This is a genomic window from Pseudoalteromonas sp. MB47, from assembly GCF_011319765.1.
GTDB classification, from domain to species: domain Bacteria; phylum Pseudomonadota; class Gammaproteobacteria; order Enterobacterales; family Alteromonadaceae; genus Pseudoalteromonas; species Pseudoalteromonas simplex.
Genome location: NZ_VFBD01000002.1, coordinates 1 through 12144 on the forward strand (window position 1 = coordinate 1; position 12144 = coordinate 12144).

Annotated in this window: 8 protein-coding genes; 3 read left to right on the plus strand and 5 right to left on the minus strand. The window is 42.1% G+C overall.

The window, feature by feature from the left end; translation table 11 throughout:
• Positions 1 to 31: 31 nt before the first annotated feature.
• Together IMPJCBKJ_RS00140 and IMPJCBKJ_RS00145 are read right to left on the minus strand one after the other, a co-directional pair.
• Positions 32 to 346, minus strand: a complete 315-nt coding sequence (locus tag IMPJCBKJ_RS00140) for a transposase (RefSeq protein WP_138600120.1) — start codon at positions 344 to 346, stop codon at positions 32 to 34.
• A gap of 168 nt (positions 347 to 514) precedes the next feature.
• The gene (locus IMPJCBKJ_RS00145; protein WP_166338076.1) at positions 515 to 1261 is read right to left on the minus strand and encodes a hypothetical protein; all 747 of its coding nucleotides are present in this window, start codon (positions 1259 to 1261) and stop codon (positions 515 to 517) included.
• A 407-nt stretch (positions 1262 to 1668) separates the two neighbouring features.
• On the opposite strand from IMPJCBKJ_RS00145, the gene IMPJCBKJ_RS00150 reads away from it, so the two are divergent.
• Positions 1669 to 2805 (plus strand): PQQ-dependent sugar dehydrogenase, encoded by a 1137-nt coding sequence (locus IMPJCBKJ_RS00150; RefSeq protein WP_166338078.1) that lies wholly within the window; start codon positions 1669 to 1671, stop codon positions 2803 to 2805.
• Between the two features lie 290 nt (positions 2806 to 3095).
• On the opposite strand, the gene IMPJCBKJ_RS00155 is transcribed toward IMPJCBKJ_RS00150, so the two are convergent.
• Complete coding sequence (locus IMPJCBKJ_RS00155) at positions 3096 to 4472, minus strand: Na+/H+ antiporter NhaC family protein (protein WP_138601972.1); 1377 nt, start codon at positions 4470 to 4472, stop codon at positions 3096 to 3098.
• 94 nt (positions 4473 to 4566) lie between these two features.
• Complete coding sequence (gene pbp4b / locus IMPJCBKJ_RS00160; RefSeq protein WP_166338079.1) at positions 4567 to 7014, minus strand: penicillin binding protein PBP4B; 2448 nt, start codon at positions 7012 to 7014, stop codon at positions 4567 to 4569.
• A 336-nt stretch (positions 7015 to 7350) separates the two neighbouring features.
• On the opposite strand from pbp4b, the gene IMPJCBKJ_RS00165 reads away from it, so the two are divergent.
• Both IMPJCBKJ_RS00165 and IMPJCBKJ_RS00170 read left to right on the plus strand, forming a co-directional pair.
• Positions 7351 to 8196: an SIS domain-containing protein gene (locus IMPJCBKJ_RS00165; protein WP_054551264.1), complete on the plus strand. Its 846-nt coding sequence runs from the start codon at positions 7351 to 7353 to the stop codon at positions 8194 to 8196.
• A gap of 377 nt (positions 8197 to 8573) precedes the next feature.
• The gene (locus tag IMPJCBKJ_RS00170) at positions 8574 to 11594 is read left to right on the plus strand and encodes a carboxypeptidase regulatory-like domain-containing protein (protein ID WP_166338081.1); all 3021 of its coding nucleotides are present in this window, start codon (positions 8574 to 8576) and stop codon (positions 11592 to 11594) included.
• 64 nt (positions 11595 to 11658) lie between these two features.
• Here the strand turns inward: IMPJCBKJ_RS00170 and IMPJCBKJ_RS00175 are convergent, their stop codons facing one another.
• Entirely contained in the window at positions 11659 to 12087 is a 429-nt protein-coding gene (locus IMPJCBKJ_RS00175; protein WP_166338083.1) for an energy transducer TonB, read from the minus strand.
• Between the last annotated feature and the right edge of the window lie 57 nt (positions 12088 to 12144).

The following is a 12144-nucleotide window of genomic DNA, read 5'->3' on the forward strand; positions in this document are numbered from 1 at the left end:
GCGTCTGTGACCTTGTGGATATATTCGAACCTTATTCTTTTAGGCTGTCGAAGTAGACCTTCGCCTTTTTTAAAACGTCATTCTCCAACTGAGCATCTTCGAGTTGCTTCTCAAGCTTGCGAATTTGGCGTTCTAAATCTGTGTATGATTTGTCAGGGCCTTGGTTCTTTAGTGGCTTTGCCGTTTTCTTTTTCGAGGTCATGTGACTTCTCCAACTTGATAGCATGTCAGGATGAATACCGTACTTATTAGCGACCATCTTAACTGTATCTGTGGTGTCTAACGACTCTTGAACGACTTTTATTTTAAATTCGAGGGAATATCTACGCTGTGACTTTACTTTCATGATTACTGACTCCAAAAAGGTGTCTACTTTTATGGAGTCAGATCATTAAAAAAGTTAGCGAGTTACAAGAGTAAAGTCGCAAGTTTTTAGGTAGCAGCTGGTTTACCCCGCGTAGTTAGTCTTCAGATGCCAGATCATTTTTCTGACATCTGATCCCTAATATCAATCTCACTCCCCTACCTTCGGCAACATGCTTTTACTGATCACTTCAAATGTATCTAAGTCTACCAGCATAGAGTAAACTTCATCGTTGTTAATAAATACAACGAATAAATTGCCTTCAGCGTTGAGGTTAGACTCTACAATGCGGTTGTAACCTGAAATAACTTCGCTGTAGTTTGAGCCATCAATCTTGCTTAGCGCGAAGGTGCGCTTATCTTTGCCATCGAGCAGTTTGTCGTTGTTGGTATCGTTTTTGATAACTTCGTAAGAAACGGCCTTAGGAGCATTGGCTTTTTGCTCATTGTAAACTCGAGTATCAAACTCTTCGTAATGGCTTAAAGCACCAAACTCTATGATCAACTGATCCGTTGTTTTAAATAGCCACTTGGCGTGATTGGTTTTGTCATTAAGAAACAAAATGTTCTTTGAGCGCGTAGGTCTGTATTTATAACCACCGCTAAAATTATTGTAAACTGTTACATCAGCTTTCACCTCGATATCCAGTTTTTCTGATTCCAACGGGATAAAGTAAAAATCACTCCCCTCGACCTTACGCGGGTAACCCAGTTTCCACTTTTCTTGCTGCTTTTCATCTTCAGCTAAGTTTAGTGTTTGTTGCTGAACATGGTTATCGGACTTTAGTAAGTAAGCAACAAAGTTATACCCTATTGCTGCTGCTCCAATGATTAAGCCCATAAGTAAAATTAGGCCGTTAACATTCCACACCCATTTAAAAAACTTTTCTGTCTTCATACGACTGGTTAAATCCTTTTAAGAATAAGAACTTGCTAAGCTAGCAGATTTAAAACAAGTTAGCGAGTTACAAAGGGAAAGAGTAAAGGAGTTCGTAGGTTGGCTATAGCGTAGCGAAACCCAACACACTCAGAGCAGTCAGATTTAAAAAAGTTAGCGAGTTACAAGGGGAAAGAGTAAAGGAGTACCGTAGGCGTGAAATTTATTTCGCGCGATGGTTCAACGAGCCATCAGCTTTCAAACTGACGGCTGACGGCTGACGGCTGACGGCTGACGGCTGACGGCTAATACTCCACTCTTTACCTCGCTTTTCCTACCAATAATCGCACATTGCTCTAATGTTAATAACAATTTAATGCTGAACCAGCTAGGCTAGTAACATCGTGTTTAAATATTATGGAGTTACCATGAAAAGGTCTTTGTTTAACAGTTTAATCATTACCTCAATTAGCTTGTCGAGCTTGCAAGCGTGTGCTCAGCCGGAGCAAAAGATCCCTCTGGATGCTAGCGCTAATGACTACAAGCTAGAATTAGTAAGTGAAGGAATTCAAATTCCGTGGGGTATGGCTTGGCTTAACGAGCGTGACTTACTCGTCACCGACAGACGTGGCGAGCTTAGATTAATTCGTGATGGCAAACTCGTTGAGCAAATAGTTAAAGGCACACCTAAAGTACATGATGAAGGTCAAGGGGGCTTATTAGACATAGAGCTTGATCCGAACTTTGCCGACAATGGCTGGATTTACTTTTCGTACTCGGGCTATGAAGGCGATGGTGAGGGTTATAACACCTCGATTATGCGCGCCCGCTTTAAAGATATGGCTCTTATTGATCAGCAATTATTGTTTGATGGCGAGCCTAATATTGAAACAACAAAACACTATGGTTCGCGTATTGAGTTCGACAAACAAGGTTACTTGTACTTCTCTATTGGCGACCGTGGCAAAAGAGACGTTCACCCACAAAGCCTTGACTATGATGCTGGCAAAATTCACCGTATCAATAGCGATGGCTCTATCCCTAAATCAAACCCGTTTTATAACCATAAAACAACTCACAAAAGTATTTATTCATATGGACACCGTAACCCTCAAGGTATGGCGATGCACCCAGAAACGGGAGTTATTTGGAGCCATGAACATGGCCCGCGGGGCGGCGATGAAATCAACATAGTTAAAGCAGGTGCTAACTATGGTTGGCCTGAGATCACTTATGGGATCAACTACATTGGTACAAAAATTACTGACGAAACCAGTCGCGAGGGAATGGAACAACCTGATTGGTATTGGGTGCCTTCCATTGCCCCTTCTGGAATGGAATTTATCACCAGCGATAAATACCCGCAGTGGCAAGGTCAAATTGCCGTAGGTTCGATGAAGTTTGGTCACCTTGTTTTGGTGAAGCTTGATGGTGACAAAGTAACAGGCCACAGCAAGGTATTTGAAGGTGTAGGTCGCGTGCGCAGCCTTGCCACTCACCCTAATGGTGATTTATATCTTGGTGTTGATGGTGTCGGTGTTTATAAGGTTGTACCTAAATCGTAGGTTGGATAGAGCGAAGCGAAACCCAACACACTCAGAGCTTTCAGCCGTCAGCTATCAGATTTAATACAAGGTAGCGAGTTTCAAGGGGAAAGAGTAAAGGAATACCGTAGGCGTGAATTTTATTTCGCGCGATGGCCTCAATCCACACTATTGTAGATCGGACTTTAGTCCGTCACTTTATAAGTGATTCAACATGTGTCGCCATAAATGACGACTTACGTTACAAGCAATAAAAAACCACAGACTCCTCTGTGGTTTTCTACTTATAACTTAAAGCTTTCAGCTATTACTTATAAAACAATTATGCTCGTCACTAGGTAAGCAATAAAAGTTAGCGCACCGCCGAATAAAGCGTATGGCATTTGGGTTTTTACGTGAGTTAATAAATCACACCCTGATGCAATGGCCGATACCGCGCTGGTATCTGAAATTGGCGAGCAGTGATCGCCAAACACACCACCACCTAGAATAGCAGCAATGACCAATGAAGGTGGTAAACCTAATGCTTGAATGAGCGGTACACCAATTGGAATAAGTATTGCGAATGTGCCCCACGAGGTACCTGTGGTAAATGAAATTACTGCACCGGTTAAAAACAGCACTGGCACAACCAAGTAAATAGGTAAGAAATCACCGACTAGCCCGGCTACAAACACACCCGTACCTAAGTCTTTTAAGCTTGCACCTAAAGTGAGTGAAAGTAATACAATAGACACTAATGGCAGTAACTCACCCATTCCTTTAAAGCCAATATCAACCAGCTTATGATGCGTAAATTCACGCGAGCTAATCATTAAAAAGTAAGCCACAACACAAGCTAAAATAGTTGCATACAGCACTGATTTAGAGCCGCTGCCGCTGGCAATATCGCCATCGCCAGTCCAGAACATAAAACCAACCATGCTACCAATTAAAGTGATAAGTGGCACAAGCATGTAACGCGCTTTTGAGCCTTTGACTTCTTCTGCAAGCTCCGTTTCTTGTTGTTCAAAATTTTCTTCTGCTTGCTTTAATGGGCCATGTACCTTGTCGAAAGTAATCGTATAAAACACGATAAGTAGCGCGATAATGGCATAGAAGTTATAACCAATACTGCCCCATAATACCGATACAGCTGACTCTTCCATTTCGTAGTTGCCAAGCAAGCCCAACACATAAGCACCCCAACCATTTAGCAAGATTAAGATACACACAGGTGCACTAGTACTATCGATAATGTAAGCAAGGCGCGCTCGGCTCATTTTAAATTTATCAAACAAACCACGCGATAAAATCCCCGAGGTTAATACACTTAAGTTCGATTCAATGAACACCGCAATACCTGAGAACATGGTTAAGTAACCCACTTGGCGCTTACTTTTTGCAACCCCTTTGTTCATCAGTAAATTAACCGTCGCAGCCACACCACCAGATTCACGAATGTAGGCAAGTAAAGCACCGATTAGAACACTAAAAATAAGGATACGGCTATTACCAGGGGAGCTGGCAACTTCAATGACTCGCTCTATGGTATTGATAAAGGTGAAAAACAAGGTATTACCTTCACCATTCAGAGCAAGTAAAAACTCAGACGACGCAACAGCGACTAATAACGCCATGATCACTTCTTTGCGCCAAAACACAATTAAGATAGCAATCAAGGGTGGTAAAATTGAATACCAAGACATAAAAACCCTTTTAAATTAAGAACAACATTTTATTTTTATTATGCGAAAACTTGCTAAGCTTAATGGCTTTGCCACCAAACTCAACTTAATTCGACTAGTGATTTAATATACTCTCATAAATCAGTGAGATAATAGAGCCATACTTACCTGTTTCGAAACGCTTGCCGACAAACTGGTAATTTTCTTGCGAGCCTTCAATAGGGGTATGACGCGCATTGGTTAGTAGTACAATAGCAAGGTCGTATTCGGGGTCAATAACGGTTACAGTGCCTGTCCAGCCCGTATGACCAAAAGCCCGCGGGCTAGCATAAGGGCCAAAATGCCATTTGCGCGCTTGATGCCCAGCGCGTCGCCACCCTAACCCATAGGTCTCATCGCTTGCTTGGGAGTTTGTGAATTGCTCAAGTACTTGTGGCGTAAAAATTTGTTTGTTGTCGTAACCGCCACCATTGAGTAACACCTGCATAAGTACGGACAAGTCACCAGCGGTACTAAATAGCCCCGCATGCCCCGCTACACCACCTAAAGCATAAAAGGCTTTTTCATCATGTACTTCACCTTGCAGTACATTGGTTCGAATGTTTTCAAACTCAATGCGACCACCTCGGGTGTTGCCGTTAATCTCAGTAGCGGCAATCTGTGAAGCTAAAAAGCCTTTTTGCAATGGATTATAAACCGTATGTGTTAACCCAAGCGGCTGATAAACTTGGCTCTCAACATAGGTATCGAGCGCCATACCGCTGATACGCTCAACTAATACACCAAGCAACATATAATCGATATCAGAATATAGGTGTTTTACGTTACGACCAGCCACAAAAGGCACGCCTGTTAATAACAGGTTTTTAGTACGTAGGCTGTTTTGAGAAAAAAAGCGCTCACCAAATTTATTGTCTTTACGATGAAAATCAACCACGGCTGGGTAACCCGCACTATGGGTGAGTAAATCTTTTACTAAACGCTGTTCACGGCCGCTGCCCCTAAATTCTGGTAGGTAATAGAACAGCGGTTTTTCTACGTCGAGTTTTCCTTCGCTGGCAAGCTTCATCAGCGCAAAGTTAGTGGCAAACATTTTTGAATTTGAAGCTATATCAAACAAGGTATCGTTTTGCATGGCTTGTGGGCTTGCAAGCTCACTGCCATCAGTATGGTACTTTTTAGCCGCGCCATAATGGCTTAGTTTGATCAACTTGCCATCTTTAATAACGGCAAGTACTGCACCCGGAAAGCCCTCTTTAATCTCTTGATTAATTAACTCATCAACGGCACTAAAACGCTTTTGACTGTTGTTTGTATCAAGCGTTGGGTAAGGAAAACGTAAGGTTAAGCTTGCCCCTTCAGGCAACACATTCTCTACCTTATAAGTGTTAATGCCATCGCGGGTGCGTTTAGCTAAACTGTATTGATATATTTTTTCGGCTGTTAATGGTGAGGCAATATTAATTTTTTCACCATTAATGAAAATATCAGCACTGATTGCATCTTGATTTTCTATGATGATTTCACCGCGGCCTTTATAGGCTATAAAAGTGCCTCGGTCGTTCACTAGCGCGCGGCTACTCGGATCAAGCGCCGGAATACGCGCTACAACTTGTGCATTGGCCAATGTTTTTGGCGCAGGCTCAACCGCTTGCTGTTGCTGCTGATATTCTTGGAATAACCGCTCAAGCTTTTTAGGAAAGTATTTATCTAATAACGCAAATAGCACTGCGGCACTTCTTGCATCACTATTGCCACTGACATGCCAAGGCAAAAAGTGCATTTGAAAAGCACTTAGGGCATCGAGCGTTTGCGAATCAAGCTGACCCGTTGCAATCACCTCATAGCCGTAACTGCGCAATGCTTTTTGCATTAACTCAACAGAAGGTTTTGATGCGCTAAATAGCTGCCAATACTTATCAACGGTGTTGCTGTCATACCACGCACCGATACCTGCTTTATACAGTTGATACCAAGGAAAACGCGGACCTGGGTCGTTCTTACGGCTTGGAGCAATATCAGAATGGCCAATAACTTGAGTTGGGCCGATATCTGGGTTACGAGCAAGAATATCTTTGCTTAGCTTGATTAGTAGCTCTATTTGCTTAGCGTCGTAGTCAGGAAAAATACATAACTTACTGGCGTCATTTTCCATCGCAAGCTTAGTTTGCTCCGGAATATGACAGCTTGGTACATTCACTATTTCAATACCAATTGAATGATCATTTAAATCTTCTCGGCCTTGCCAAAAGCTGCGTCCGGCGTGCCATGCTCTATCTTTTTCATCAACTAGCTGAATAATTTCTAAATCATCTTTTGGGTAACTAGGATCGCCTGATTCGGGTAATAAATAATGTGAACTCAATCCCCCTTCATCCACGAGCGCACGCATTGATTTTTCGTAATCAATAGCGGTGTAATGCATCACTAAGAACTTAACACGATGGCTGTAATTAGCTGATTGTGTGTAGGTATATGGATTACTGGCACAGCTTACTAATAATGCCGCACTACTGAGATAACACAGCTGTTTAAGTAATGTTTTCAAAGGGGTAAAACTCATAACAGATTCATACCTGATGATTTAAGCATTGACGATTCTCAGCAATACAGTAGCAACACCCACTTAACATGTAAAATATTTTATTTCACATTTAAAGAATAAAAAGCATACATTATCGCTAAGTTACTAAAAATAGGGCTTTCTCAATAATTAGTGTTGTATCTATTATGGAATAAAACTATATTATTCCATCTAAATTAAGAAAAATATTCCAAACTTAGGTCTGCTAAAACAAAAATAAGTCGTCGTGTTAAGCAAACAATGCGCCCAAGCCCTGTGTTTATAATAGAACCATGCTTTGCGTTTTGACTAAGTTAAGCAAACAAAGTGAGCCCTATGTCTACTTTTGTAAAAATTAAAGCCTTACGCCAATCTCTATCGAGCAGCGAAGCTAAGCTTGCTGACTTTACGTTAAATTCAGCGAATGCGATTCGTAATTTATCATCGGTTGAACTAGCAAAAGTGGTTGGTGTAAGCCAATCGAGTGTGGTGAAATTTTCGCAAAAGTTAGGTTATAAAGGCTTCCCTGCTTTTAAACTCGCAGTAATTGATGCCCTTAACGATGAAACGAGCGAACCTAAACTACATGGCAAGATCACCCTTAATGACTCGCTAGAGCAAATCGCCGAAAAACTATTAAGCAGTAAATTGGCGGTGTTAACGGAAACAAAAAACCTCAACGAAGCGCCTGCCGTCGAAAAAGCGGTAGAGCTATTAAAATCAGCAAAACGTATTCTGATTTGTGGTTTAGGTGGCTCAGCGCTGGTTGCAAAAGATTTTTCTTATAAATTACAAAAACTCGGTATGCCTGCGATTGCAGAGCCAGATGGGCATGCACAACTTGCGTATGTTGCGACCTTTTCGAAAGGTGATTTGGTCATCGCGATTAGTGAATCAGGTATGACTCGCGAAATTGCCGAAGTCGTTAAGCAAGCCAAGAAAAATTCAAGCTCGGTGATCTCAGTGACAAAATTTGGCAGTAGCCTTGTTGCTGACTCAGCAGATGTAAAACTTTACTCGGTTGCTGAGGGTGAGTCTGTACGTTTATCGTCAATTTTAGCGCGAACGGCACAAGATTTTGTCATTGATATTTTGTTTATAGCCCTAACGCAATCAAGCCGTCAAGGCCGTAAGTTACTAGAACATTCTAATGAAGTTGTTGGCGAATTTAAGAATAACTAATTTCTTCATTAAAGTTACTTAAATACTAAAAAGCAGCTTAGGCTGCTTTTTTGTGTCTATTTTATATTTGTAATTAACAATTCATTTTTACCCTCTAAATCATTTACTCGTTTAGCTAAGGTACTGACCAAAAAGTCATAATTTCTTACAAAGTTTTGCTAACACTAAATTAGCCACTCGCTAAGGCAAGCCATTGCTAAGCTTTACCTAAAATCGGTTATATATTTTATTCCTAAAAACACACCTTAAAACAAAAAAATATTCTTGACCACATTCAATAACACCTGTTTAATATATGGGCAACATAATTTTAAAGTTCATAAGTCTCAATTGGGTAAGTAGTCCAGCAAAGCATATAAATATAAGGACGGGAAACAATGAAACAACATGCATCCACACTCGCAATGAGCTATATAGCAAAAGCGACTAGCAATGCACTTCGCGCAAAGAAAACAGCCTTAACCGGTGTTGTTATGGCCGCGGCACTCGCCAGCGCGCCAGCCTTTGCAAATCTAACCGGGGGGATCAAAGGTAAGGTATCATCACCAGAAGCACAGCAGTCACTGGCGGGGATCACCGTTACAGCAAAAAGTAATGTGATGCCAAAACCACGTACTGTCGTTACACGAGAAGACGGCAGCTACGACTTACCACAATTAAAACCGGGTACTTATGAACTGACCTTCACCGATAAAAACGGTGTAACTCAAACCATGACTGTGGACGTTTTACTTGAACAAACTTCGAGCCTAAACGTCACTATGGGTGGTGCTAAAGAAAACGTTGAAGTCATCACGGTTACCGGCAGTAAATTATTCCGCCAAGGTAAGTCTGCACTGACTAACTCACTTGGTGAAGAAGCAATCAATAGCGTACCAGTTGGTCAAGATTACCGTGACCTATTAAAGCTTGTACCAGGTGTTGAGCTATCTGAAAACTCAACTCTTGGTCCGTCTGCGGGTGGTTCAGGGGTTGATAACTCGTATGGTTTTGATGGTGTTGATGTATCTCTACCTATGTTTGGTAACCTAGCATCAGAGCCATCAACTCATGACGTTGCTTACGTAACTATGGACCGCGGTGGTGCAAAAGCGGTAGGCTTTAACCGCTCAGGCGGCTTCTCAATCAATACGGTATCAAAATCAGGTACTGACGAATTCCACGGTAATGTTGAATACAAGGTTCAACCTAAAAGTTTAGTGGCAACACCAACAGGTCAAGAAAGCTATGAGCTAGATAAAAGCTGGTTAACAGCAAGTTTAGGCGGCCCGCTTGTAGAAGATACTTTATACTTCTACACTTCTTATTATCGCCCTGAAGAAACTCGTACCAATAAAGATACAGCCTATGGTGAAGTAAAAGACTATAAGAGTGTGCGTGATGAATACTTTGGTAAGTTAACTTGGGCGCCTACTGACGATATTTTACTTAATATTTCACAGCGTACTTCAGAAAAAACCATCGAAGGTCGCTCAATTGGCGCTTACGAAACAGACAGCGTCTCTGCGGGTGATGTAGCAGACCAAGATATCTTTACCTTAGATGGTTCATGGATTTTAGGTGACGCAACAACCCTTTCATTCCAGTACAGTAAATTTGAACTTGAGTCTGGTACCACACCAGATACCGAGTTATCTGTAGTGCCATCACTAACAGGTCAACTTGACTTAAGTAATCTCGCTGAAATGGGTTACTTCAGTGTACCAAGCTTATTAGATGCTGATGATAACTACACAGCTGAGCAAATTGCTGCATTTAATGCAGGCGCCGCACCTTTAATTGCACAGTACGGTTATACTGAAAACGGCGAAATGCTTGGTGGCGGCGGTGTTGGTGCTTATTACCAATACGATAATATCGACTTCTACCGTGATAGCTTTGAGCTAAACCTAGAGCATGAATTTAGCTGGGGCGATACTTACCACACGTTACATGTAGGTGGTGAGTGGAAAGAAGGTAAAGAAGTACTGTCTCGCCTTTCAAATGGTTGGGGTAGCATCTCTTATGTTGGCGGCCTCGATGAAAGCTTAGAAGAAGGCAGCTCTGCTCCGGTTATTTACCGTGCTCGCGTGCAACAAATGAGCTTAGTTGCTGGTGAAGACGCCGTTTCTGCAATCAACTCAGAAATGGAAACGCTGAACTTCGAAATCAACGATACCATTGAAGTAGGTGATTGGACTTATAACATCGGTGTGTTGGTGAGCCGCGATACTTGGTATGGCCAAGGTCTTAAATCGGCATCTGGTACCATCTCGGGCTATGAATTAGCACCTGGTGAAAAGTACAAAATGTACCAAACAGATTGGTCAGATATGATCCAACCGCGTTTAGGTGCAACTTGGAATTATGCAGATCAAGACTCAGTATTTGCAAACTTCTCAATGTATAACCCTGAAGCAAGCTCTCTTGCACGTGCTGCATCTTGGGACCGTAATACCCGTGCCGAAATTGAAGTTGAATTTGATGAAGCGGGTAACGTAATTTATGCAGAGCCGCGCCAAGGTTCATCAGGTAAAGTATTTGCTGATGACTTAACACCTCGCCAAATCAAAGAGTTTACACTTGGTACCACTAAATATGTGGGTTCTGATTTAGTGTTACGTGCTCACGTACGTCACCGTAAAGCGTCGCATTTCTGGGAAGATATGCCAAATAATGCGCGCTTAACTGACTACTCTGGTGTTGATGCTGAAGGCGTGCCACAACATATTGCAGACAAAGGTTTATATGTCGATAACCTAGATGACATCCGTAATGAGATTGGTGGTTCGTCTTATGTTATCGCTGAAGTAGATGGTGGTGAGACTAAATATTGGGAAGCTAGCATCGAAGCTGAATACTTAGGTGAAAACAGCTACATCAATGCTTCTTATGTTTGGAGTCATTACTACGGTAACTTCGACCAAGATAACACTACCGCAACAACAGATGCTAATACCTTCATTGGTTCATCGAACTATGGTGATGGCCGCGGTCGTTACCCTTGGGATTACAAATACGGCACACTATCAGGTGATAAACCACATAAAGTAAAAGTGTATGGTTACTACACTGTGCCATGGGATGCGAACATCGGTGCATACTTTGTATTCCAGTCGGGTAAACCTTGGGAAGCATGGGATGGTTCAATCTACGGTTACTCAAGTGGCACCACGCGCTACAGCGAGCCTGCAGGTAGTCGTCGTAGCCCAAGCCATTGGCAACTTGACTTAAACTACACCCAAGACTTTAGATTCTCAGGTGACATGGAATTACAATTCCGCGCTGATATCTTTAACGTCTTTAACCGTCAAACAGGTTATAACAATAACCCTTATGTCTCGTCAGAAACCTTTGGTGAGTATCGTAACTACTACAGCCCACGTCGCGTGCAGCTGTCGTTTAACTTCAAGTTCTAAGTTAATCAATCCTGTTGGGGGCCGCCATTGCGGCCCTTTTTTATGCCTCCAAAACAGTAAAAGCTTAAATTGTACAAAATGCTTTTGCTGCATCCATATTAGTCGCTTCTTTCATAAAGTAGTCGAGCTGTACTGTTCGGGTTATCGCTCGCGACTCACTGTTACTTGTACTTGCCTGCCACTGCCAATTTTTAAGCGACTCTCGCGACACATCGACAAATAGCCCTTCAGGGAAGCTCTCTACAAAACGGATATCGGTGGTATTACCTTGTTTATCAATAGTAATAATAAAGCGCGCACAGCCCGTCTGTTTGGCAATTTCTGCTGCTTTAGGGTAACTGGGCTTTGTTGCGTGTTTAAGCATCCACAGCTGCTCTGCTGCGTTTTTATCATCACGAAGGTCGAGCACATCGGTTGAGTTACTTGTTGCACTGTTTGGGAGTTGTGAGCAGCCAGTGAGTAAAGAAAATGCAGCAATTAAATGAACTTTCATGGTATATCCTTATAAATCAAGTCCCTGAACATACCACAATTAATTTTTAGAAATATA